Origin of the sequence: Bariatricus sp. SGI.161 (genome assembly GCF_050313695.1) — a bacterium.
Lineage (GTDB): Bacteria > Bacillota > Clostridia > Lachnospirales > Lachnospiraceae > JAFBIX01.
Map to the genome: position 1 here is coordinate 128,671 of NZ_JBNPLX010000003.1, position 25,314 is coordinate 153,984.

The 25,314-nt window shown below is 41.4% G+C and carries 24 protein-coding genes and 1 pseudogene; 9 read left to right on the plus strand and 16 right to left on the minus strand.

Features of this window, described 5'->3' with window-relative positions; all coding sequences use genetic code 11:
• The first annotated feature begins 55 nt into the window (after positions 1–55).
• Positions 56–496 carry a hypothetical protein gene (locus tag ACQRBH_RS03100; RefSeq protein ID WP_235232375.1) on the plus strand — a complete coding sequence of 147 codons (441 nt, stop codon included), beginning with the start codon at positions 56–58 and terminating at the stop codon, positions 494–496.
• A 34-nt stretch (positions 497–530) separates the two neighbouring features.
• Here the strand turns inward: ACQRBH_RS03100 and ACQRBH_RS03105 are convergent, their stop codons facing one another.
• The 14 genes and pseudogenes from ACQRBH_RS03105 to ACQRBH_RS03170 all read right to left on the minus strand — a co-directional run bounded on the left by ACQRBH_RS03105 (position 531) and on the right by ACQRBH_RS03170 (position 15,228).
• Entirely contained in the window at positions 531–983 is a 453-nt protein-coding gene (locus ACQRBH_RS03105) for a DUF1934 domain-containing protein (RefSeq protein ID WP_235232376.1), read from the minus strand.
• Between the two features lie 8 nt (positions 984–991).
• Positions 992–1,834, minus strand: a complete 843-nt coding sequence (gene murI, locus ACQRBH_RS03110; protein WP_268826444.1) for a glutamate racemase — start codon at positions 1,832–1,834, stop codon at positions 992–994.
• A gap of 154 nt (positions 1,835–1,988) precedes the next feature.
• A complete protein-coding gene (gene pfkA, locus ACQRBH_RS03115) occupies positions 1,989–2,966 on the minus strand; it encodes a 6-phosphofructokinase (protein ID WP_427743434.1) in 978 nt (325 codons plus the stop codon).
• Positions 2,967–3,043: 77 nt separating this feature from the next.
• Positions 3,044–6,517, minus strand: a complete 3,474-nt coding sequence (locus tag ACQRBH_RS03120; protein WP_427743433.1) for a DNA polymerase III subunit alpha — start codon at positions 6,515–6,517, stop codon at positions 3,044–3,046.
• A 112-nt stretch (positions 6,518–6,629) separates the two neighbouring features.
• Positions 6,630–6,866: a polya polymerase gene (locus ACQRBH_RS03125; RefSeq protein WP_235232379.1), complete on the minus strand. Its 237-nt coding sequence runs from the start codon at positions 6,864–6,866 to the stop codon at positions 6,630–6,632.
• Between the two features lie 46 nt (positions 6,867–6,912).
• Complete coding sequence (locus ACQRBH_RS03130; RefSeq protein ID WP_427743432.1) at positions 6,913–7,752, minus strand: CvfB family protein; 840 nt, start codon at positions 7,750–7,752, stop codon at positions 6,913–6,915.
• A gap of 243 nt (positions 7,753–7,995) precedes the next feature.
• A complete protein-coding gene (locus ACQRBH_RS03135) occupies positions 7,996–8,820 on the minus strand; it encodes an acyltransferase domain-containing protein (protein WP_427743431.1) in 825 nt (274 codons plus the stop codon).
• A 181-nt stretch (positions 8,821–9,001) separates the two neighbouring features.
• The gene (locus ACQRBH_RS03140; RefSeq protein ID WP_427743430.1) at positions 9,002–9,718 is read right to left on the minus strand and encodes an acyl-[acyl-carrier-protein] thioesterase; all 717 of its coding nucleotides are present in this window, start codon (positions 9,716–9,718) and stop codon (positions 9,002–9,004) included.
• Positions 9,702–10,890 (minus strand): annotated as a pseudogene (locus tag ACQRBH_RS03145) (cation diffusion facilitator family transporter). Before ACQRBH_RS03145 ends, ACQRBH_RS03140 begins: the two are co-directional and overlap by 17 nt.
• 21 nt (positions 10,891–10,911) lie before the next feature.
• On the minus strand, positions 10,912–11,595 hold the full coding sequence (spoIIR, locus tag ACQRBH_RS03150) for a stage II sporulation protein R (RefSeq protein WP_427743428.1): 684 nt from the start codon (positions 11,593–11,595) through the stop codon (positions 10,912–10,914).
• Positions 11,596–11,659: 64 nt separating this feature from the next.
• Positions 11,660–12,337 carry a GntR family transcriptional regulator gene (locus ACQRBH_RS03155; protein WP_427743427.1) on the minus strand — a complete coding sequence of 226 codons (678 nt, stop codon included), beginning with the start codon at positions 12,335–12,337 and terminating at the stop codon, positions 11,660–11,662.
• 3 nt (positions 12,338–12,340) lie between these two features.
• The gene (gene ispE, locus ACQRBH_RS03160; protein ID WP_427743426.1) at positions 12,341–13,216 is read right to left on the minus strand and encodes a 4-(cytidine 5'-diphospho)-2-C-methyl-D-erythritol kinase; all 876 of its coding nucleotides are present in this window, start codon (positions 13,214–13,216) and stop codon (positions 12,341–12,343) included.
• A gap of 33 nt (positions 13,217–13,249) precedes the next feature.
• On the minus strand, positions 13,250–14,809 hold the full coding sequence (locus tag ACQRBH_RS03165) for a DUF3794 and LysM peptidoglycan-binding domain-containing protein (protein ID WP_427743424.1): 1,560 nt from the start codon (positions 14,807–14,809) through the stop codon (positions 13,250–13,252).
• A gap of 11 nt (positions 14,810–14,820) precedes the next feature.
• Complete coding sequence (locus tag ACQRBH_RS03170; RefSeq protein WP_427743422.1) at positions 14,821–15,228, minus strand: protease complex subunit PrcB family protein; 408 nt, start codon at positions 15,226–15,228, stop codon at positions 14,821–14,823.
• A 117-nt stretch (positions 15,229–15,345) separates the two neighbouring features.
• Between ACQRBH_RS03170 and malQ the strand changes: the two genes are divergently transcribed.
• The gene (gene malQ / locus ACQRBH_RS03175) at positions 15,346–16,854 is read left to right on the plus strand and encodes a 4-alpha-glucanotransferase (protein ID WP_427743421.1); all 1,509 of its coding nucleotides are present in this window, start codon (positions 15,346–15,348) and stop codon (positions 16,852–16,854) included.
• Between the two features lie 33 nt (positions 16,855–16,887).
• A complete protein-coding gene (locus tag ACQRBH_RS03180) occupies positions 16,888–17,622 on the plus strand; it encodes a lysophospholipid acyltransferase family protein (RefSeq protein WP_427743420.1) in 735 nt (244 codons plus the stop codon).
• Positions 17,623–17,642: 20 nt separating this feature from the next.
• Here ACQRBH_RS03180 and ACQRBH_RS03185 read toward each other — a convergent pair whose 3' ends face one another.
• A complete protein-coding gene (locus ACQRBH_RS03185; RefSeq protein ID WP_427760855.1) occupies positions 17,643–18,239 on the minus strand; it encodes a YcxB family protein in 597 nt (198 codons plus the stop codon).
• A gap of 169 nt (positions 18,240–18,408) precedes the next feature.
• Here ACQRBH_RS03185 and ACQRBH_RS03190 point away from each other — a divergent pair, with 169 nt between their 5' ends.
• From ACQRBH_RS03190 to ACQRBH_RS03205, 4 genes are read left to right on the plus strand one after another with little or no spacing between them, the layout of a single operon-like run.
• The gene (locus ACQRBH_RS03190) at positions 18,409–19,863 is read left to right on the plus strand and encodes a nicotinate phosphoribosyltransferase (RefSeq protein ID WP_427760856.1); all 1,455 of its coding nucleotides are present in this window, start codon (positions 18,409–18,411) and stop codon (positions 19,861–19,863) included.
• A gap of 31 nt (positions 19,864–19,894) precedes the next feature.
• Positions 19,895–20,965 carry a D-alanine--D-alanine ligase family protein gene (locus ACQRBH_RS03195; RefSeq protein ID WP_427760857.1) on the plus strand — a complete coding sequence of 357 codons (1,071 nt, stop codon included), beginning with the start codon at positions 19,895–19,897 and terminating at the stop codon, positions 20,963–20,965.
• Positions 20,966–20,982: 17 nt separating this feature from the next.
• On the plus strand, positions 20,983–22,356 hold the full coding sequence (locus ACQRBH_RS03200) for a UDP-N-acetylmuramoyl-tripeptide--D-alanyl-D-alanine ligase (protein ID WP_427760858.1): 1,374 nt from the start codon (positions 20,983–20,985) through the stop codon (positions 22,354–22,356).
• A 13-nt stretch (positions 22,357–22,369) separates the two neighbouring features.
• On the plus strand, positions 22,370–23,179 hold the full coding sequence (locus tag ACQRBH_RS03205; protein WP_427760859.1) for a Cof-type HAD-IIB family hydrolase: 810 nt from the start codon (positions 22,370–22,372) through the stop codon (positions 23,177–23,179).
• A gap of 70 nt (positions 23,180–23,249) precedes the next feature.
• Here ACQRBH_RS03205 and ACQRBH_RS03210 read toward each other — a convergent pair whose 3' ends face one another.
• A complete protein-coding gene (locus ACQRBH_RS03210) occupies positions 23,250–24,158 on the minus strand; it encodes a radical SAM protein (RefSeq protein WP_427760887.1) in 909 nt (302 codons plus the stop codon).
• A gap of 201 nt (positions 24,159–24,359) precedes the next feature.
• Here ACQRBH_RS03210 and ACQRBH_RS03215 point away from each other — a divergent pair, with 201 nt between their 5' ends.
• Positions 24,360–24,983 (plus strand): DegV family protein, encoded by a 624-nt coding sequence (locus ACQRBH_RS03215; protein ID WP_427760860.1) that lies wholly within the window; start codon positions 24,360–24,362, stop codon positions 24,981–24,983.
• The gene (locus tag ACQRBH_RS03220; RefSeq protein WP_427760861.1) at positions 24,980–25,216 is read left to right on the plus strand and encodes a hypothetical protein; all 237 of its coding nucleotides are present in this window, start codon (positions 24,980–24,982) and stop codon (positions 25,214–25,216) included. The genes ACQRBH_RS03215 and ACQRBH_RS03220 overlap by 4 nt, the downstream gene beginning before the upstream one ends.
• The last annotated feature ends 98 nt before the right edge of the window (positions 25,217–25,314 follow it).

Sequence of the window (25,314 nt, forward strand, 5' to 3'; positions counted from 1 at the left end):
TGCTCAAAGAATGTTACAATGTAGTTCGTGAAAAATAGATTTTAGGAGGTTCGCCGTGAGTACGTTTACCATCGTATTGCTTGTTATTTTAATCGTTTTAATTGTTGCATGTGTTGTGTTGTATTTCTTAGGAAAAAAGGCAGAAAAGAGACAGGCTGAACAGCAGGAACAGTTGGATGCTGTAGCGCAGACTGTATCTATGCTTATTATCGATAAAGGCAAGATGCGGATGAAAGATGCAGGACTCCCAGCCATCGTTCTGGAGAACACACCAAAATATCTTCGCCGTTCCAAAGTGCCGGTTGTAAAAGCAAAAGTTGGTCCGAAGATTATGACCTTAATGTGCGATGCACAGATCTATCCTCTGATTCCTGTGAAAAAGGAAGTAAAAGCTACTGTAAGCGGCATCTACATTACCGCAGTCAAGGGCTTAAGAGGACCATTAGAGACACCACAGAAGAAGAAAGGTTTCTTCGCAAGATTACGTGGCAAATAAAGACAAGCGCAACAACAAATAAAAGCATTGGATCTTAACGGTCCAATGCTTTTATATTAATCGCTATATTACAGTCAGCGACCATCTCACTATTGATATCCAACGCATAATTTACATGGATATCGATATTCTCCTCGGTCACATCCACCTTCATCTCTTTTGTATGTGTTCCAACCATTAATTCCCCATACGGAGTATTATACTGAGTCATGTTAATCTTATCTTTTTCAAAAACCATATGTGTATTTGAAATGCCACTTTTCATAATCTCAAGCTTGCCCTCTTCATCAACGCGAATCTTATTCTTGATAGACCCCGGCATTCCTTCTACCACTTCATCATAGACAACATAATGCTTCCCATTCTTCAGATAATATGTTGCCGGCGTGATGACTTCAATTGGTTCGTTCTCATTTTCATCCTCATCCACTAATCCAGTCGTCTCATAATGCAGACCAGATATAGTCAATAATACTTCTTTCGTCATACCATCACCTAATATTCTTCTATATTAATCTGCTTTGTCGCAGCGACATCATATGGAAGGATCGTATTCGCAAATTGCGTAAACTTCTCAGCCGCATCACTGACATAAAAATCATAGACTGCCGGTTTTCCCGATTGATTTGCAATTCCTTTCTTTTCCAATATGGATTTCAGATCCATCGCTGTCTCATAAGCCGGATTTACAATATGTACCTTCTCCCCAAAATACTCAATAATTCTGGATCTCAACAAAGGATAATGCGTACATCCCAAAATCATGGTATCAATATCCGTCTTCTTCATATCCGACAGATAGATATCGATTACTTCCTCTGTGATCTTGTGCTTCGCAAAGCCTTCTTCCACTAACGGCACAAATAACGGACAAGGCTTTCCAATAACGACCGCATCCGGATTCATGCTCTTAATGACCTTCGTATAAGTCTCACTTCGAATCGTCGCTTCCGTTCCTGCCACACCAATCATTCCATTCTTCGTCTCCTGCACAGCTGCTCTCGCACCTGGCACGATCACTCCAATAATCGGAATATCTATCTCCTTCTCCACAGTCTCAAGTGCCAGCGCACTGGCTGTGTTACAGGCAATTACAATCGCCTTCACGTTCTTCGTCTGAAGAAAACGGATAATCTGCCGCGAAAATCGGATAATATTATTCTTAGACTTGCTTCCATAAGGCACTCTGGCCGTATCCCCAAAATACACAAGATTCTCATTCGGAAGCTGACGCATAATCTCTCTGGCAACCGTCAAACCGCCCACACCAGAGTCAAAGACACCAACAGGGGCTGTATTTTTAGAATTCATCTCCACGATAATAATCTCCTTTATCATACATTCGTACTACCCATTGTACCGTTTGCCTCTCACGATTTCAAGTAGAGGACGTAGACTTTTTTAACTTTACTACGTCCCAAATTAAAAAATGCCCTGTACCCAATCGAAAAAAAAGAGGCATTTTTGCCTCTTTTTTCTCTATCTTTCAATCTTACAATGCGAGTTCTTTTGCGATTTCGTACTGGTAATCTGGAATTCCTTTTTGCATCTTCAATGCTTCGTTGATATCGAAATCAACGTATTCTCCGTGTCTGTAGCCTACTACACGATTGCTCTTTCCTGCGATCAGAAGATCTACTGCCATTGCTCCCATGATGGATGCATATACACGGTCTTTACATGTCGGGCTTCCACCACGCTGCATGTGTCCGATAATGGTTGCTCTGGTCTCCATTCCGGTTGCTTCTTCGATTCTCTTCGCCATGTTCAGTGAGTCACCGACGCCTTCTGCGTTGATGATGATGTAATTCTTCTTACCACGTTTTCTGCATTCCTGAATATCTGCTACGATTGCTTCTTCGTTATAGTCATGCTCTTCTGGCATCAGAATACGCTCTGCACCATTGGCAATACCACACCACAAAGCAAGATATCCGGCATCTCTTCCCATAACCTCGATGATAGAGCATCTTTCATGAGAAGTTGATGTATCACGAACTTTATCGATTGCTTCCATTGCTGTATTTACTGCTGTATCAAATCCGATTGTATATTCTGTACATGCGATATCCAGATCAATAGTTCCCGGAATTCCGATTGTATTAATTCCAAGATTTGCTAACCTCTGAGCTCCGGCAAAGGAACCGTCTCCACCGATTACTACTAATCCGTCAATTCCATATTTCTTACAAATTGCTGCAGCTTTCTGTTGCCCCTCTTCTGTACGCATCTCTTCACAACGCGCCGTCTGAAGAATTGTTCCTCCGCGCTGGATTGTATCAGATACGTCTCTGGCGGACAGATCAATAATCTCTTCATCCAAAAGTCCCTGATATCCTTTTCTGATACCTCTGACTTTCAGGCCTTTTCCTAATGCTGTTCTAACTACCGCACGGATTGCTGCATTCATTCCAGGTGCGTCACCGCCACTTGTCAATACACCTATCGTACGTATTACTTTGTCTGCCATGAATTATCCCTCCATCGTATTCTTAATTTAATCCCTATGGAAATCTATCTCTCTCGTGCAACATTGTACATTAATTATCAAAGGTTTTCAATGGGTTTTTCGATTACTTTTACACAAGATTCTCCCAAATAATTCGTCAATTTGCTCAATAAAACTTTGTCTGCACTTACATTTCTGTTTGCCGGAAGACGTTTGATTGCCTTCTCTTTTTTACAATATATGACCACAGAATCGGATCCATCGGAGTCTTTCAACAATTCCAAAAGTTCCTTCTCCTTTGATAAATACGCCTCTTTATCCGCGTATTGCAACCACAATTCTCGTTTCGTCTGCTCAAATGGAACAATCGACTCACAGATCAGCTTACTTGCCGCCTCATCTTCTTCTGACACTCTTCCTTTTACAAAGACTTTGCTCTCTTCGTTCAGATATTGCTGATTCTTCTCATAGACTTTTGGGAAGATTACAACTTCTACAGAACCTGCCAAGTCTTCCAGCGTAATAAATGCCATCGTCTGATTATTCTTCGTATATTTGATAGTCTTCGAGGTTATAATTCCACCCACGATCTCTCTGGCGCCATCGTGAACCTTTGTTCTTCCAGTCTCTTCATCCAATTGAAAATCTAAGGTTGTTCTGGTAATATTCTTCTTCCACTTTTCTTCGTATTCTTCCATTGGGTGACCACTGAGATAGATGCCCAGTACCTCTTTTTCAAACGCAAGTTTTGTCTCTTTTTCATACTCACCTACATGAGGAAGCGGAATGTCGAATTCAGCTTTCTGGTCATCACCAACCATATCAAACAAAGACAACTGTCCTGTCATAGAGTATTTACGCTCCTGATTCACCTGATCCAGGATCTTCACATAGATAACCATGAACTGCTTGCGAGTTCCACCCAAACTATCAAAAGCCCCTGATTTGATGAAACTTTCTATGGTTCGTTTATTTACTTCTTTTCCTGATAATCGTTCAATAAAATCTTTCAGATTTTTGAATTCACCTCTGGCGTTTCTCTCAGCAATGATTGCATCTATGACCGGTCTGCCAATACTTTTGATTGCAGCAAGTCCATAACGGATATTTCCATTATCTACAGAGAAACTTCCTTCGCCTTTATTTATATCCGGTGGAAGAATCTCAATGCCAAGCTGTCGGCATGTGTAGATATATTCTGATACTTTTCCCGGATTATCAATGACAGAAGTCATAAGCGCTGCCATAAACTCTACCGGATAATAATATTTTAACCAGGCTGTCTGATAAGATACCACCGCATACGCAGCTGCATGAGATTTGTTAAATGCATATTTTGCGAAATCAATCATCTCATCATAAATCTTATTGGCCGTCTTCTCATCAATTCCGTTGGCGATACAGCCCGGCACCCCTTCTTCCGGATTGCCGTACACAAAGTTCTTCCGCTCACGCTCCATTACTTCGCCCTTTTTCTTAGACATCGCACGGCGTAAGAGATCACTTCGTCCCAATGTATAACCGGCCAGATCTCGTACAATCTGCATAACCTGTTCCTGATACACAATACATCCATAGGTCGGTGCAAGGATCGGCTCCAGCTGCGGACAGTCATACGTAATCGTTTCTGGATGGTTCTTTCCTTTGATATATTGTGGAATAAAATCCATCGGTCCCGGTCGGTATAAAGAGATTCCGGCAATAATATCCTCCAGATTCTGCGGCTTCAGCTCCTTCATGAAACTCTTCATTCCGCCACTTTCTAACTGGAAGATTCCGTCAGTCTTTCCTGTTCCAATCGACTCCAGGACACGTTTATCATCATAATCAATCTGATTAATATCTATCCTTTCTCCTGCGCTTTCACTTGCCAGACGCGCCGCATCCTGAATTACCGTAAGAGTACGAAGCCCCAGAAAATCCATCTTTAAAAGCCCCAGTTCCTCCAATGTCGTCATTGTAAACTGCGCAACTACAGATCCGTCAGATCCAAGTGACAATGGTACATACTCATCTACAGATTTCTGACTGATTACGACTCCTGCCGCATGCATAGATGTATGTCTTGGAAGACCTTCCAGTCTCTTGGACATGTCAATCAATTCACGGACCTGATCATCTTCCTGGTACAACTTCTTTAACTCCGGATTCATGCTCAATGCACGATCCAATGTTATATTCAGTTCTTTCGGTATCATCTTGGCGATAGAATCCACGAACGCATAAGGCAGATCCATAACGCGCCCCACATCACGAATGACTCCCTTCGCTGCCATCGTACCAAACGTAACAATCTGAACCACCCGGTCTGAACCGTATTTTTCCACCACATAATCAATCACTTCCTGACGTCGTTCGAAACAGAAATCCACGTCTATATCAGGCATGGATACACGTTCCGGATTCAGAAAACGTTCAAACAGCAACTGATACTTAATCGGATCAATGCTGGTAATCTCCAGGCAATATGCCACAATACTTCCGGCTGCCGAACCACGTCCCGGCCCCACCATAATACCATGATCCTTGGCATACTTGATAAAATCCCACACAATCAGGAAATAATCCACATAGCCCATGGACTTGATGACAGACAATTCATATTCCAACCGATTCTTTAAAGCTTCGTCACCAGATGGATATCGCTTCTTGAGTCCCTGATAGCACAAATGCTGCAAATACTCCCAAGAGGTGTATCCCTCTGGAACATCATATTTTGGAAGTTTTGTCACCCCAAACTCAATCTCAACATTACAACGGTCTGCAATCTTCTGTGTATTTTCCAAAGCCTGAAGTGCATAAGGGAATAATGTGCGCATCTCTTCTTCGGATTTGATATAATACTGTCCTCCCTCATAGCGCATACGGTTTTCATCCGAAAGTTTCTTTCCAGTCTGGATACAAAGCAGCATATCATGTGGCTTCTCATCTTCTGCATAGGTATAATGAATATCGTTAGTCGCCACCAGTTCAATTCCCGTCTCCTGCGACATTCGAAGCAACGACTGATTCACCATCTTCTGTTCTTGCATACCGTGGTCTTGTAATTCCAGGAAGAAGTTTCCCTCCCCAAATATCTTCTGATACCGAAGTGCTGCTTCTTTACCCTCGCTGTACATTCCACGCAGAATATTTCTCTGAACTTCCCCCGCAAGGCATGCACTCAGAGCAATGATTCCCTCATGAAATTCTTTCAGTACTTCCAGGTCTACACGGGGTTTGTAATAATATCCTTCTGTAAATCCCCTCGATACAATCTTCATCAGATTATGATATCCTAAGTCATTCTCCGCCAGCAAGACCAGATGATAATATCGTTCTTCCCCGCTTCCTGCGGCTTCTTTGTCAAAGCGTGAACCTGGTGCCACATAAACTTCACATCCCAGAATTGGCTTAATCCCCACTGCTTTTGCCGCACGGTAAAAATCAATCACTCCAAACATTACACCATGATCCGTGATAGCCACACTGTTCATCCCCAGCTCTTTCACCCGGGATACGCATTCTTTTATTTTATTCGAACCGTCCAGCAGACTATATTCTGTATGGACATGAAGATGTGCAAAACTCATACCTACTCCTTTTCCTGCTCTTTTGTATTACGCACTTCAAAAATATTTCTATATATAAGTAAAAGGTGCCCCTTCCGAAAGGAACACCTTCTGTCTGCATTCACGTAAGATTCTACTCACCATCAACCATGAATTTCACTAATCTATCAATATCTTCCTTCTCATATGCAATAAGCTCTAATTCCGGAATCTCGCCATTTGAAAAGATATTTGCCATGGATACGTACTGAGACAGCTTAGATTTTAAATTCAATCTGTCACCTTCGCCAGTTACTAATTCTACTCTTCCCTTACACTCATCAACTGCATTAAAAAACTTTTCAATGTTTGTAATATTCTGTACTTTCATCTCACTATCTCCTTCTTACGTTATATTCCTTCGCCCTTATTATAACCTATTTCTTTCGAATTTCAATATGTTTTTCGCTAATTAGTATCTTTCCTTCTTTTAGTAAACGTCCCACTGCACGCTTGAATGCATTTTTACTTAACCCGAATTCTTTCTTGATTAATTCCGGTTCCGCCTTATCTGTAAATGGCAGGATGCCGCCATAAGCTTCTATGCGTTTCATGATCAAATCTGCATCTGCATCCATCTGAAGAAATGCTTTCTCACGCACACTTAAATCAAGCTTCCCATCTTTCTTCACCTGCACGACTCTTGCATGTACACGGTCTCCGACTCTCAGCTTTCCAAAAGCTTCTCGCTTCGGAATCAATGCGGAATAGCGATTATCTACTGCCACAAATACACCAAAATTATCACTGATCTCATAGACTGTTCCTTCCACCTGATCATCCTTCTGATATGGCGAATCACTCTGCAATCTATCGTAGACCTTCATAGTCGCACACAATCTTCCTGACTTATCAATATAAAGGGCAACAAGCACTTCGTCCCCTTTCTTGATCTTTGCAGTCTGCTCCCTGAACGGCAATAAAAGATCTTTCTCCAATCCCCAGTCAAGAAATGCTCCAATCCTTCCAGTATCTACTACACGAAGCACGGTAAGTTCCCCCAATGTAATCTTTGGTTCACTGGTTGTTGCGATCAATCGGTCGGACGAATCTTTGTATAAAAATACTTCGACCGGATCATCGATTTCTATTCCGCGCGGAACCTGCTTTTTGGGAAGAAGTACCTTCTCCTGGCTATTTCCAAGATACACACCAAATTCTACTTCCTTTACTACCATCAATCTTACTTTTTTCCCCAGATTATCTGTTAATGCCATGACTGCCTCCTTGCATCTTGTATACAGTGTTATTATAGTATACTTTTGTTCTGTCCAAAAATCAATATCATTCAGCATAATTAATGGACTCAGGTAATCATTCCATATACCTAATGCAGTAAAAATCCCAAGAGCTCCTCCATCTGTTTCCAACAGGCTGTACTTCCATATAACGAACGTAAAATCCGATTTCTACATCATATCTCTCAGAAACAGGGTAAATGCAGAAATAGCAAAAAGGAGCTAATTGCTCCTTTTCATAACTCCCAATGCTATTCCTACTTTTTTCCCTTCAAGTAAAAATTTTTTCAAATTTTTCTGTAAACGAGTATCTTCTGGATACTCGTTTTTATCTTCTTTTATGATTCCATATACCCTTTGTTCTGCTAATGGGAACATATATTGAATATCCAGGATCTCAAATCTTTTCTGAAACTTCAGGATGTTACTCGTTTCATCTAACAATTCATATAATGCTGGAGATGTCAGCCATGAAGAACAAGTATATAATTTGTATTCGTCCGAAAAGAATTTTTCCGCAAGTGCAAAAGATTCATCACACGCTTCCGGCAAAAGTGATCCTCCTTCCGGAATATGGACACCTATCACCTTTTCTCCTTTTTTTACATGGCCGCCAGAATACCGGATATCTTCTTCCAGAATAATCTTTTCAAATTCAAGTCTTCCCAGGCGGAATACCTTCATCTCATATAATCGTTCATACCATCTTGCCTCGACCATTCCATAGATACCATAATATTTTTTACACCACTTACACCAGATAGTCAGGTCATGAAATGTATCATAATATATTTTTTCTGAAATATTATTTTCTAAAAAAACAGGTTTCATCTTCAGTGCAAATCTAATATATAGATATAATGTTCTTAATTTCTGATCTTCTCGCAATTCCAACTGTGAAAAAAAATCATCCCTGTCATTTTGGAACCGTTTCTCCCACTCTGCCAGCTCTTCTTCTGTCATCTGAAACCGCAGTACTTCATCAACTGCACCCACCGGCAAATGTATACGTTCCATAAACTCTTCGATTGTATCTGTTGTTCTCATCCCTTTATCTTCCAACCTTTCACAATGTCTGTCCCATCTTCAAAGATCTGATACATTGTATAGGGTACTAACTGGAGCCCCATTTCTCCCATTTGAGGATATAAGACTCGTCGCTTTTGCCTGTTCAAATAATCATCTATTACATCCACCTTTTCCATCAAAGACTGATTCCTTCCGTATTTTATTTTAATTCCACTACTGCATAAGGTTTCCCTTTTTCATTGCATAATTCAATCACGGTACGATCTTCTTCATAAGCCGTCCTTGGACAGATTACATCTCCATATACCGCAGACTTCTTATATTCTACTCTGAGCTGCCGAACTTCCATTGGTTCCTTTAGTACTTCCAGTGCCATCTGCACATACTGACAGTTGTTCACATGCTCATTGGTATCAATATGATATTTTCTTACCGGAAATGGTGTATTCTCTATTGTCTCTTTCGGAAGATCGATCTTCCTCGATGCATATTCCATTTCCAATGGCTCCTCTGATCCATAGAGTGCGATCTCCTGTTCATCCGGCTTTACAGGCCTGCCTTTCTCCATATCCATGTACACCCATACAGAATTCGCATATGCCACATTCTGCTTTCCTGCATCCTGCATACAAAAATTACGAATCCCATACAGCCCCTGAAACTCAGTCGCCCAGGTGCTGACACTTACTGGCTCTCCCATCATCGGATAACGCTCTACAATCACTTGCCAGGCCGATAGAATCCATGCTCGTTTATGTTTTGCACAATAATCAATCCCTACCCCAAGACTCTCTGAATGAAAGGTACTGCAATCCTGAAAATAATTAATAATTCCCGGCAATGTAATCCGCTTCGTATGATCTACTTCACTGAATCGTATTCTGCTTTCAAATGTGTACTTATGATTCTTTTGCACTGGCTACATAACTCCTTTCCAACGTAATGACACACTGATATCTGTGATCAACAATCTGCAGAAGCTTAATCAATGTCATACGCAATTCATCCTGCTTCTTCTTGTCATATTCAAATGGTACAACCATGTCGAAGATCAGATTCACCTGTTCTTTTCCATCAACCATACGGAAATCATGAATAGAAACCGCAGGATCCAAAGCATCCAGCGTCTGTTCTACCTGCTCCCGGACTTGTAATACATACGTATCCTTTGTCTCAATCGGATCCATATGTATGACCAGAAAGATTCCCAGATTCTTGATTGCATCTCTCTCAATCCGGTCAATAATCTCATGCGACACTTCAATATCCGCATCGTTCGGTACTTCTGCATGAATAGATGCCATACTTCTTCCCGGCCCATAATTATGTACGATCAGATCATGACTTCCAACAATACCATCATAACCCTCTACGAAATTCGTAATTCTCTCATATTCTTCCGGATCTACCGCTTCTCCGATCAATGGTTCCAATGTATCTTTCGCAATTCCGACTCCGGCCCACATAACAACCAATGACACGCCAATTCCCACAAAGCCGTCAATATTAATGCCTGTAACTTTCCAAAACAGAATCGCCAGAATGGTCGCAGATGTGGTGATAACATCTCCCATGGCATCTGCCGCCGTTGCCAACATAACTTTGGAATTGATTTTGTTGCCTAATGTTCTATTAAAATACCCCATCCATAATTTTACGCCAATGGACAAGATCAGGATAATAATCGATACCAGCTGAAATTTTAACTCTTCTGGTTCGCGTATCTTTCCAATCGAATCCTTAAAAAATGTAAATCCAACCTGAAGTACCAAAAATGCAACAATCAATGCCGCAATATATTCGATTCTTCCATGTCCAAAAGGATGGTCTTCATCTGCCGGCTTACTGGCCATCTTCACCCCGACCAGTCCGATGATCGAGGACCCTGCATCTGACAGATTATTAAATGCATCCGCCATAACTGCGATACTATGCAGGAAGAATCCGATCATCCATTTCACCGCAAATAAAAAAAGCATTACAAAAGATGCCTACCACACTCGCCAACACACCATAGGCGGTACGGACAGACACCTTTTCCGTCTCTTCGTAATTCTTTACAAAATGTCTTACTAAAAACTCAGTCATATAACTGCCTCCGTGTTTCTTCTATTTTTCTTCTGAGGCATCTCCGAAGAAAAACCATTTTATCTTAAAGTCTGAGGTGGCCGTGACCATCTCATATTCCTCAGCCGTCAGCGCCTTCTTTAATTCTTTTTTCCCATCTTCACTGACTACTGCACATGTTGCATTGGTAAAACATAAATTAGGATATAGAACGCACCACCAGTTATGACCTTCTGCCTCGCCCAATCTGATGCGAAGAGCCTCATACCACCCTTCCGGAAAGAGGACATCGCCATAACGCTTATCTGGGAAATAACATGTTGTCACCTCTGCCTTTGCAAGGTAATCATATCCTTCTTTTTCAAGTACTTTATCGGCAACCTCTTCCAAGTCTGTCAGATGTTGCTGCGCCCACTCCTTTGTTTTCTGTGCACTCATTTCTCCTTCCGTCTTATCAGACATACTCTCTTTCATATATTCCAACACCGCATCTCTGACTTGCAATTTCACCTTCTGATCTTCTTCACTGTCACTGTTCGCCAATACATGAAAACGGAACACTTCTTTCGCAAGCTGTTCCTGTGTCTGAGATACCTTAGCATTCACCTGCTCCATTCTATGACAGGAAAATGTAACGGTTATAATGAATGCAATACAGATTCCCAATATTGTACAGATCCACTGCTTGATTCTATATTTCGGATAAAATTCTTTGTGAAGATTCATATGTATCAGACCTCCTTCTATGTTATCAGAAGTGTTAACATATGAATCTTCATTTATTCAGATATTAATTATTTTTTGTACGAATCAGATCCATTACCGCTGCAACCTGGTTGTCAATGTGTTTACATACGATCTCTGCCGCTTCTTTCTTCTGTTTCTTCTCAATATGGCGGATAATCTCTTCATGTTCCGCAAGCAGCTGGGAATATTTATCGGCTCTCTTCAGATACTCAATTCGATACCGATACATCTGTTCTCTAAGATTATTCAACAACAGTATTAATTTCTGATTATCCGTAGCAAGATATATGATATCGTGGAAACGTACATCTGCCTCCGCTATTTCTGTTATATCATTGCTCTTAAGAGTCTTCTTAAATTGTTCTGCTGCCTGCTCTAATTCTCTGATCTGCTCCTTAGTTATCTTATCACAAGTCAACTGAACAGCCAGTTCTTCCAGAGCTTTGCGCACTTCCAATACATCCCGGAGACTCTTTTCCGTGATATCTGCAACTTCTGCTCCTTTTCTTGGAATCATGAGCACCAGGCCTTCCAGCTCCAGCTTACGGATTGCTTCTCGAATCGGAGTACGGCTGACTCCCAGTTTATTCGCAAGCTGAATCTCCATCAAGCGTTCTCCCGGCTTTAACTCACCCCGCAGAATTGCCTGCCGTAACGTATTGAACACAACATCCCTTAACGGGAGATATTCATTCATATTGACTTGAAAATTCGTATCCATCTTCTATTTCCTCCTTGCATTGTGTATATTCGTCACATACACCTGCTTTGCCAATTGTAATTCTTTTATCTTGGATGCTGCATTTTTCGCCTGTTGCTTATCATCGTATATTCCAAAAACAGTCGGGCCACTTCCACTCATCATAGCATTCAACGCACCATTATCCTTCATCACACTCTTGATTTCTTCTATGACCGGATATTCTTCTATGGTCACTTTCTCTAACACATTTCCCATACAAGAAGCGATCTGCTGCAAATCCTGATTCTCCAGTCCATGAAGAATTCCATCGATATCTGGATGTTCCTGAATCTCATGAGCATCTAACTTCTCATATACCATCTTTGTAGATACACTAATCGGTGGTTTTGCAATCAATATATAACATTTCGGCATATCTGGAAGCGGGGTCAGGATTTCTCCGATTCCTTCCGCCAGCACGGTTCCCCGCATAATACAGTAGGGAACATCTGCTCCCAGCGTCACCCCACGTTCCATCAACTCTTTCTGCGATAATCCCAGAGAAAACATCTGATTGATCCCGAATAAAACTGCCGCTGCATTGGAACTGCCGCCGGCCATTCCTGCTGCAACCGGAATATGCTTATCCAGCGTAATCTTCACACCCTCTGAAATCTGAAATTCTTCCATTAATAAGTTTGCTGCCTGATATGCAAGATTATTCTCATTTACCGGGAGATAAAAAAGATTGGTCGACAATTGAATCCCTGGCTCTTTCGTCCTTTCTATCTTAATCTGATCATAGAGATAGACCGTCTGCATAACCATCCTTACATCATGATATCCATTATCTCTCCGCCCCAGAACATCAAGCCCCAGATTAATCTTTCCCAGTGCCTTTAACTCTAATTTATCCATATGCTTTCTCCTTGTATCTTGTATACAGTGTTCTTATAGTATACTCATATTTTCTTTAAAAATCAATATCTTATCCCCTGATTTTATCTCCTCAGTCTCCAAATCATTGACTTCCATAATTCCTTGCACTGTTGTATGATAACGTTTCGCCAGATCCCACAGAATATCCCCGTCACGGACTGTATAGCCTGTAATTCCCGGGCGTTTCTCCATTTCTTCCATATCAATAGGTTGAAACTCTATTTCTTCTATATTCTGAATCATTACCGGGCTCTTCAAGAAGCTGTTGAATGCAAGCACTGCCTTAATCTCAATCTCATCAGTTCCCAAAAGGCTAACGGAAAGTTGTTCCACCGCATAGGTGAGTCCATAGGTCATATCTTCGGAAGTCTCATTGCTCTCCAGAAGATATGAAAACGGAATCATACCCTGCCATGTATCAAATGGAATCTCATCATCTGTTTTGACATACAGAAAACAGATATGAAGCACACCTTCAATCTGAATTCCTCCTTCTGTTACCTCCGTATGTTCTACTTGAATTCTGGCGTTGCTATGACAGATCTGAAGGATATTATCTTTGATCTCTGGGAGCGAGAGTTGCTCGGTCACTTTACATTTCGAATGGTTCTGCATCAGAAGGCGTTCGAAGATCTCTTCTGTCAGCTTTGGCGCACAAGTCTTCTCCAGGGAATACGCATCCATAAGAATGTCCATTTTTTCCTCTTCATAGACAATCAGTCGCACTTCCAATGTCGCTTCTACTCCAATCAGCCTCATCTCTCCATCTTCATCCATACGAACATCAATATTCACATCCGTCAATTCTGGATATATCTGATGATACATGGAATCTTCTGCTCCATAGCATTCAATTCGTCCTTCATAGGGGATAGCCTGTTCCACCCAGTCTGTCTTCCCATCCACAGTCTCATAAAGGCAAAACAGCAGTAGTTCTCCTTGCATCTTCAATTCATCTGTCTCAAGTCGAGTATCTAATTTTCTGCTGGAAAGTTCTGTCCAGAGCAGTGTGCCGATATTTTCCTTTGTTCCACTTAATGCGGCCTCTTCCTTAATACGGTATGTATCTTTTTTCGTCAGGAATGCCCGAAGAAGCTCCCGATTCTCATATCTTTTATACAGTGGAGTATCACTCTCTATATCTACGGTAAGCTCATTTTCTTTCTTGCCTTCCGAACAGATGGTAAGTTCTGCCAGTGTTTTCAGATTCAGCTTTCTGGAATGAATAACCGTAACTGTCAGATCCACACTCGAAGATTGGACAAATAGATTCCCGATCGGCTCCTGCTCAAGATAGATCATTTCTTCAAATGGTATTCTTCCTTCAAGGCATGAAAGCCGATTTTCTCCCTCGTCCGTCACATACAGTACCTTAAAATTCAGTTTGCCGGATGCCCTTATATAATTTTCCACTACCTTCATGTCTTCTACATGTAAGGTTCCTTCCCCTAATATCACTCGCTTCACATCACCCTTTGCATCTGGTACATTATAATCATCATCAATATAGAATTGATCTGTAATTGATTTTCCCGTCTGGTATGTCTGCATTTGTTTTGTCACATATTCCATGGTCAAGCCTCCTATCTGAATTCTACTTCTTTATCCGTATATTCCATTTTTATCACTACATAAGGACATGTCTTCTTCTTTAGAATCTTTTCTTCTTTTTCTGGTCCGAGAAGACTGGTCACTACACGGATTCCATTCTCAGTCTCATAACACTGCTCTACCTTCACACTATATCCAGTGGTATCCTGAACTCCATAACCTCTTGCTGCATACAGGTATCCTTTATCCCCATAAGTCAGCATCATCGGTTCTTCTTTTGATGCTTCAATCTCAGCCAGAAATTCTTCTGGTATCTCGTCGTGATCAAGCACAGTAAACTCAACATCTCGGAGTCTCTCTTCTTCCGTTTTTTTTACAGAACATGCCGTCAGAACCAACAATCCCAGTGACAGCAGAAGTATCTTACATGTTTTTTTCATAATGCCCTCTTAACAGCATATCTTCTCTAACATCATACACAACAACGCTAGGAAAAATTCCAATTTTATAGTATAATAGTGAGTATTAATATGGAACACTATCGAAGGAGAACAATTATGAAAAACGACAAAAGACTATCTGGAATCTTGCTGCATCCCACTTCTTTTCCTTCTCCTTACGGAATTGGAGATCTGGGAGAAGCTGCCTATGAGTTTGTAGATTTTCTTACAGAAGCAGGGCAGCATCTATGGCAGATTCTTCCATTAACACCTACCGGATATGGAGACTCTCCTTATCAGAGTTTTTCAGCATTTGCCGGACAACCTCTTTTAATCGCCCCTTCTCATCTGTTAAAACTGGGACTGATTACAGAAGCAGATCTGACAGATTGTCCGGTCTCAGATCCGGAGCACATTGATTATGGAAGTGTCATTCCATGGAAGCAACAATTATTCAGAATTGCTTATGAACATTTTACAGATGGAACTTTTCACGATGAACAGTTTCTCTCTGACTTTAAACAATTTATAGAAGAACAGAATGAATGGCTGAATGACTATGCACTGTTTATGGCCTGTAAAGACGTACACAACGGAGCATGCTGGCTGGACTGGGCAGAAGAATACCGAATTCCGACCGAGGAATTCCGGCAACAGCTTCGCAGCACTTTGCATCATCAGATACAATATTATCAATTTTTACAGTTTTTATTTTTTGAAGAATGGATGGCACTGAAGTCTTATGCCAATGAACGTGATATTCAGATTATTGGGGACATTCCCATCTTCGTATCCATGGACAGTGCCGATGTATGGGCGAATCAACACTTGTTCCAACTGGACTCTAAAGGCTATCCACTGAAAGTTGCCGGAGTTCCGCCGGATTATTTTTCCGCGACCGGTCAACTGTGGGGCAATCCGCTATATGCCTGGGATGCTCATTTAGAAGATGGTTTTTCCTGGTGGATATCCAGGATCCGTCATCAGCTGCATTCTCTGGACATCTTAAGAATTGACCACTTCCGTGGTTTTCAGGCTTTCTGGGCGGTTCCTTATGGAGAAGAGACTGCTATCAACGGAGAATGGATCCTTGCACCAGGATATGAATTATTCCATGCAATTCAGGAGGCTTTGGGTGATGATCTTCCAATCATTGCGGAAGATCTGGGAATTATAACTGAAGAGGTGGAGGCACTTCGAGATGCATTCCATTTCCCTGGAATGAAAGTACTTCAATTTGCCTTTGATTCTCTGGGAGAGGGTTCTTACCTGCCACATCAGTTCACTTCTCCTGACTGTGTCTGCTACACCGGAACCCACGACAACGACACTACGCTTGGCTGGTATCTGACTCTGAATCCGGACTGTCAGAAAAAAGTATGTCAATATACACGGAACAGCGATGTTGCTTATATCAGCCATGATCTGATTCGCACAGCGCTTGGAAGCATTGCACGCTATGCAATCTTTCCAATGCAGGATGTTCTTGGATATGGCTCATCCGCCCGGATGAATACACCAGGTAAAGCGTCCGGCAACTGGAGTTGGCGGTACAAAGAAGGGGTACTGCGTCAGGAATTAGCAGATAACCTGAGAGAAATGACACATTTATATGGAAGATATTAATGAAACACGCATCAAATTGGGAGGTTCATACAGATGATAAGGTTTCTAATTGTAGTATTATTTTTATTCCTGTATTTATTATTGGGAATCCCGGTACTGGGCATTGAATGGATCATTGGAAAGTTCAACAAAAACTTGAGCGACTACCAGAGCCTTCGTCTGGTTCAATGGGCATTTAATGTAATTCTAAAGATCTCCGGTGTAGAAGTAACCGTAATCGGGGAGGAAAACGTACCGGATGAACCCGTACTTTTTATCGGGAACCACAGAAGTTATTTCGATATTCTTCTTACCTATTCCCGATGCAAGCGCCTGACCGGATATGTTGCCAAAAAAGAGATGCTCCGTTACCCTCTTTTGCGCGACTGGATGAAACGCTTATATTGCCTCTTTCTGGATCGGGAGAATCCAAAGGAAGGTCTAAAGACAATTCTTCAAGCTATTGACTATGAAAAAAACGGAATCTCTATCTGCATCTTTCCAGAAGGAACTCGCAATGATGGCGAGGAACTAAGCATGCTTCCATTCCACAATGGTTCTTTTAAAATTGCAGAAAAATCTGGCTGTGCCATTGTTCCGATGAGTCTGAACAACACTGTCTCTATCTTTGAGGCTCATCTCCCATTTATTCGGAAGACACATGTAGTGTTAGAATATGGCAAACCAATCTATATGAAAGATATGGATAAAGAAACCAAAAAGCATATCGGAGAATATTGTCAGAATATTATCCAGGAAACAATTAATAAAAACCAGGCGCTTGTATAGCGTCTGGTTTTTTGGTTCATCTACTTTCCGTATTTTTTACTGTTCTCTTCGCGGGTCTCTGCCAATGCCTGTTTAAATATATCGGCTTTCATCTTCCATGACAACTTCAGTGGCTGGAAGATCTTCCCAGTCTTGTGCGTAAAGAAATCGTAAAACCCTTCTGCATCTCCCAAAGTAAAATCTCCCTTTGGAATCATATGAAGATCATCATTATTTACATTAATATAAAAATAATTATCATCTGCATACATGAATTCGACTTCTCCATACTTAATCCTCTGCTCATCTCCTGCATCTGGATTGTCTACGCGGAATTCACTTTCTCCAAAGATAAAATGAATCTCACTCTTCTTTTGATAATTGACATCCGCCTTCGCCAGCTTAGAAAATGCGATTCGCTTTCTTACTGCCGTAAAAGCTAATATAATGACTGCAAGTGTGGCAAAAATATAGGTCAGTACCGTTCCTTTTCCTAATGCTGCAAGTGTCAGACTGCAGATGGAAAGCACTACAAGTCGAAAAGTAATATGGATGTTCCTTGCCGCTTCGCGAAATGTAATGAAATCTTTTAACACTTGATCGGTATGTTTGGTCCTTACTTCATAAACTGGGGTCATATTGACTTCTCCTTATATCTTCGTTCATATTAATACTTGTCTACCATTATAGTATGAATCCGTAATTTCCACAAGGACTACTTTTTCTTTTACATTTTCTTCATCTGGTGCTATAATATAGCGGAATATATTATTCATAACGGTTTAAAAAAAAGGAGTATGAAAAAGAATGAACAGACAAGATCTAACTTTGCTGACAGACCTGTACGAACTTACAATGATGCAGGGATATTATGCAAAAGGGCAAAATGAAAAAGTTATCTTTGACGTATTTTTCCGCCAGAACCCTTGCAACAATGGTTATTCTGTTTGTGCCGGATTAGATCAGGTCATTGATTACGTAAAAAATCTGAACTTCACTTATGATGATGTAGATTATCTGAGAGGTCTTGGAATATTCAGCGAAGACTTTCTCCACTACTTAAGTGGTTTTCATTTCAGCGGCGATATCTATGCAATTCCTGAGGGAACGGTTGTATTTCCAAAGGAACCTCTGTTAAAAGTCGTTGCACCTATCATGGAAGCTCAGCTTGTGGAGACTGCTATTCTGAATATCATTAATCACCAGTCTCTGATTGCTACAAAGGCATCCCGTGTTGTATTCGCTGCAAACGGTGACGGGATCATGGAATTTGGACTGCGAAGAGCGCAAGGACCAGATGCTGGTCTGTATGGTGCAAGAGCCGCAATCATTGGCGGATGTGTCGGAACTTCCAATGTTCTGGCAGGAAAGCTTTTTGACGTTCCAGTCATGGGAACTCATGCTCACAGCTGGATCATGAGCTTTCCAGATGAATACACTGCTTTTAAAACTTATGCAGAGATGTACCCAGATAATTGTACACTGCTGGTAGACACTTATGATACCTTAAAATCCGGTGTTCCGAATGCAATTCGCGTATTCCAGGAATTCCGTGATGCAGGTAAGCCTTTTAAGAAATATGGCATTCGCCTGGACAGTGGTGACTTGGCCTACTTATCGAAAGAAGCACGCAAGATGCTGGATGCTGCAGGATTCACGGACGCAACCATCTGTGCTTCCAATGATCTGGACGAGTATCTGCTGCACGATCTGAAGATGCAGGAAGCCGCAATTAACTCCTGGGGTGTCGGTACGAACCTGATCACCTCCAAAGACAATCCTTCTTTTGGCGGTGTATACAAACTCGCTGCGATTCAGAATGAAGAAGGCGAATTTGTACCAAAGATTAAAATCTCAGAAAATACGGAAAAAATCACTAATCCTGGTAACAAGACAATCTATCGAATCTATGATAAAACAACTGGAAAAGTAAAGGCTGATCTCATCTGCTTTGTCGGAGAGACCTTCGACACCAATGAAGATATGCTTTTGTTCGATCCAATTGAGACCTGGAAAAAGACGAAACTTCCTGGCGGTTCCTACACCCTGAGAGAGATTCTTGTTCCAGTCTTTAAGAATGGTGAATGTGTCTATAAGTCACCTTCTGTGAAGGAGATTGCAGAATATTGTAAACAGGAGAAAAAGACACTTTGGGAAGAGACAAAACGTCTCTTTTACCCTCACAGAGTTTACGTGGATTTATCTCCGCGACTCTATGAAGTCAAGAAATCTTTATTGGATCAAATGAATATGACAGAATAAAAAATGACAGTAAAAAAGGAGACCAATTTTTATGAAGATTATTGTATTAGCAGGCGGACTTAGTCCTGAACGCGATGTATCATTAATATCTGGTGCAGGGATCTGCAAAACTTTAAGAGAACAAGGACATCAGGCATTCTTACTGGATGTATATTTTGGATATCCTTATGATCCTCAGAAACTCGAGGAAGTCTTTGATCTTCCTGGAGCAGGTCTTGAAATTGCAGAAGGTATCAAGACCACTGCTCCTGATCTGGAAGCTTTAAGAAAATCACGTCCTGACCAGTCTGATTGTTATCTTGGTCCAAATGTCATTGAGTTATGCCGCATGGCAGACATCACATTTATGGGACTTCACGGTTCTGTTGGGGAAAATGGAAAATTGCAGGCAACTTTTGATATTCTGGGTATCAAATATACTGGCCCGAACTCCCTTGGATGTGCTGTATCTATGGATAAACTGCTCACCAAAGAGATCTACAAGACTGCCAAAGTTCCGACCCCTCGCGGGACCTCTCTTACTCCAAAGACCAAAGATACGCCTTTGGATAAGTTAGGATATTATCTTCCACTGGTGATAAAACCATGTTCCAATGGTTCCAGCATCGGTGTATACATCGTTCATACAGAAGAAGAATATCTCGATGCAATTCATCAGTCCTTTGATGTTGCTCATGAGGATGAAGTCATCGTTGAACCTTATATCAAAGGGCGCGAATTTGCCTGTGGAATTCTTGCCGGCAAAGCCCTCCCGTTAGTCGAAATCATTCCAAAAGATGGTGTCTTCAATTATGAAAATAAATATCAGACCGGTGGTGCTCAAGAAATCTGTCCACCGGTATCTATTGATGAGGATACACAGGCACAGATACAACGTGCCGGAGAAAAAGCATTCGAAGCATTACGTATGGATGTATATGCCCGTGCTGATTTTATTATCGATGATGCAGATGGTAAATTCTATTGTCTTGAGATGAATGGCCTTCCGGGAATGACTCCTGCCAGCCTTCTCCCGAAAGCTGCCAAAGCTGCCGGTATCGAATATAGTGACTTGTGTATGAAGATCATCGAAGAATCTTTTAAAGCACGTTATAACAACTAGAAACGAGGAGATGCACTATGAAAAACCTCACTTTAAGAAATATTACCAAAGCTTGTCAGGGAACTTATCACGGAGATGCTTCCATTCTGGATCAGGAAGTAGACGGTGTTGTGATTGACAGCCGTAAAGTTCAGCCCAATTATCTGTTCGTTGCTATTGATGGTGAAAGAGTCAATGCTCATAAATTCATTCCTGATACCATCGAAAAGGGGGCACTTTGTGTCGTTTCCCATGAAGATCTTGGAGACACAGACTATCCTTATATACTGGTTGAATCTACCGGACAGGCACTACTGGACATTGCCAAGTTATACCGTGATTCTTTTGATGTAAAAGTAATCGGTATCACCGGAAGTGTGGGAAAGACCAGCACAAAAGAAATGATTGCTTCTGTTGTAGCTCAAAAGTACAACGTTCACAAAACGATTGGCAATTTTAACAATGAGTGGGGACTTCCTATCACAATTTTTGAGATGAATGAAAGTCATCAGGTAGCAATTCTGGAAATGGGAGTCAATCACTTTGGAGAGATGCGCCGTCTTTCTTCTGTTGCAAGCCCAGATATCTGCGTGATTACCAATATCGGAGTCGCACATCTGGAATTCTTCAAGACAAGAGAAGGAATCCTTCAGGAAAAATCACAGATGATTCAGGATATGAAAGATGGAGGTACGATCATTCTCAATGGAGATGATGATCTCCTGTCTCGAGTAGGACCAATCAAGGGGGTAGCACCTATATTCTTTGGTATTGATGAGAATAATCAATTCTATGCTGACCAGATCCAGCCATTGGGATTACGAGGAACTTCTTGTACAATTCATCTCCCAGATGATACTTCTTTTGAATGTATCGTTCCGCTTCCTGGAAAGCATATGATCTTCAATGCTCTTGCCGGAACTGCCGTTGGATATACGTTAGGACTTACTCCGGAAGAAATCAAAGCTGGAATTGAAGGTCTTCCTTCTATCCCAGGGCGCAATAACATCATCAAAACAGACCGGATGATTATTCTGGACGACTGTTACAATGCTAACCCGATATCCATGAAAGCATCCATTGATGTATTGGATATGGCCATTGGCCGCAAGATTGCTGTGCTTGGTGATATGGGTGAGCTAGGCGAGAAAGCAGGAGAACTTCACCGTGAAGTCGGAGAATATGCAGCTTCCCACGGAATTGATCTGGTGTGCGGAATCGGAGACCTTTCGAAAGAACTGGTCGATGGCGCCTTAAAAACTGCTTCTTCCACAGAAGGATTATGGTTTGCTACGAAAGCAGACTTTTTGGATGCAATCAGGGACATCATAAAAGATGGTGACAACATTCTTGTAAAGGCATCCCATGGCATGAATTTCCCTGAGATTGTAGATGCCTTAAAAAACATATAGCAGGAGTACTATTATGAGTTATCAGATTCTTGCATTGGACTTAGATGGCACACTAACCAATTCAAAAAAAGAGATTACGAAACCAACCTTAGATGCATTAATTGAGATACAAAAAGCCGGAAAAAAAGTAGTTCTTGCCAGTGGCCGCCCTACAAATGGCGTTCTTCCACTGGCAGAACAGCTTCATCTGGCAGATTACGGCAGCTATATTCTATCTTTTAATGGAGGTCGTATTACGGATTGCCGCAGCAAGGAAATAGTCTACAATAAAGTCTTGCCCGATAACGTTGCGGAGCCAGTTTTCCACATTGCGAAAAAATATGCCGGAATAGATATTATCGGCTATACTCCAGATCACTTACTCTCTGGAATCAGACCGAATCAATACAGTGAACTGGAATCACACATTAATCATATGCCGATTGAAAGGGTTGAAGATTTTCCTTCACACATTACAGAACCAACGAATAAGATTCTGATCACGGGAGAACCTTCCATAATTCAAAGAGTCAAGGATGAAGTATGCGATTATTTTCACTCTTATCTGAGTATCTATTGCTCAGACCCTTTCTTTTTGGAAATCATGCCACGTGGAATTGATAAAGCGCACTCTCTGCTGCGGCTACTGACGAGTATCGGTCTAACTACAGATGAGATGATCTGCTGCGGCGATGGCTACAATGACCTGACTATGATTGAAGTTGCAGGTCTTGGCGTTGCCATGGCAAATGCACAACCGGATGTATTGGAAATTGCAGATTACATTACCAAATCCAATGATGAAGATGGAGTTCTGCATGTCATCAATCAGTTCATGCGTTAAAATTCATAAACAGAGTTTTTATAGAATAGAATAACAGGCGAAAAATCATCTCTGGTTTTCGCCTGTATGATTATACGCCCGTCTCATCAAATTCAGGGATAAAGCTGTCCGACGCCACTTCACCTTCCTGTATAAATCCGTATTCAACACCGATCTCGAGTGCATAATCCACTACTTTTTCATATTCACGTTTTGTAACCTTTCGCTTTAAAAGGGAATCTTCTGCCACTTGAGGCATTGGGGTATACTGATTCATGATACTGATCATAATCTGATCTCCATACGTTTCATATAAATATCGGATTACTTTTTTTGAATCTCTAACATGCCCCGGAAGCACCAGATGCCGAACTATCACACCCTTTTTCATCAATCCGGTAATCTCATCCACATCAGGGCTTCCTACCTGTCTCACCATCTCTTGTAACGCTTCTTTGGCATATTCAGGATAATCCAATGCATGAGAATATTCCTGTGCCAGTTCCGGATCCATATACTTAAAATCAGGCAGATAGATATCCACGTACCCCTTCAACATCTGAAGCGTCTCTACTTTCTCGTATCCACTGGTATTATACACCACCGGAAGTCTAAGCCCTCGCTCTTTTGCCAGATCTAATGCATCTATGATCTGTGGAACATAATGCGTTGGTGTCACCAGGTTAATATTATTCGCGCTTTGCCCCTGAAGCTCCAGAAATATCTCTGCCAGACGTTCCACACTGATCTTCTTTCCGACCTCATTTCTTGCAATATGATAATTCTGACAAAAAACGCATCCCATATTACATCCAGCGAAAAAAACTGTTCCTGATCCATCTTTCCCTGAGATACAGGCCTCTTCCCACATATGCAGGGCTGCCCTTGCCACAACAACATCTGCCGTTTCTTTACAATAACCTTTTTGTCCCATTACACGATTCACATGACATTGCCTAGGACACAAAGTACAATCTTCAAGTCTGGAATCCTTTCTCATCTGCAAATTTACTCTCCTATCAGTTACTTTGGACATACATTCCTCTGATTATTATAACATAAAAACAATTATGACTGAACCATTCCAATTTATTTGTCATAATATTCGCAGGCTCTTGACCTAGTTGTAAAAACTATGTATCATGTTATTGATTGCATTATTTTAAAGCATTAATATTATACACCCGAAAGGAGATTCCCAATGAATCCAATCATTCTTGTTGCAGAGACCGGTTCTGATCTGACACCAGAACTTGCCTCTCAATATAATATCAAAATTGTTCCGATGCACGTCTCTTTTGACACAGAGACCCTCGATGACGGATCATTTCCTGTTGAGAAAATCTGCGATTACTACCATGATACTCGTAAGCTTCCCAGAACCAGCGGATGTTCACCGGAAGATTTTATTACAACTTTTGATGAGATTCACGAGCAATATCCAGACTCTCAGATTCTATATCTTGCATATTCTGCAGTGACCACTTGTTCCTATCAAAGTGCACTCATTGCTGCGCAAGACCGTGATTACGTCACTGCAATCGATACCAAGCAAGTATCCATCGGACAAGCTGCTGTCGTGACTGCTGTCGCTGAGCTTCTCAAGAATCATCCCGAGATGACTATTGAAGAGGCTGCAGATGCTGCCAGAGAACTTCTTTCACGGGCAAAGATGTGTTTTCTTCCAGACAATCTGGAATTCCTGCGTGCCGGCGGCCGTGTCAGTAACGCTGTCTGTCTTGGAAGCCGCATCTTACACATTCATCCATGTATTGAAATCCTGGATGGTAAACTTGTAGCTACGAAAAATACCGGGGAAAGATGAAAAAAGTAGTCCGACAACTTATTGAAGACTATTCCGACAGCTACCGTCTGGAGCGCGACGTTCTGTGGATGGTATATACGATTGGACTGCAGGATGAGATACGTACTGCTGCCGAAGAAACAGCCAAATCTTGTGGATTCAAAGAAATACAATGGATTCAGGCACAGGGCGTCATTACAACTCATGGAGGTCCTGCAGCTTTTGGAATTGCCGGATTTTCAAGCATTTCCTGATAACCAAAAAGGAAGTGTAAATCATCATGATATCTACATAAAAAAAAGCCATTGCACTATGGATGAATATCATCTATGTGCAACGACCCTTTATTTCA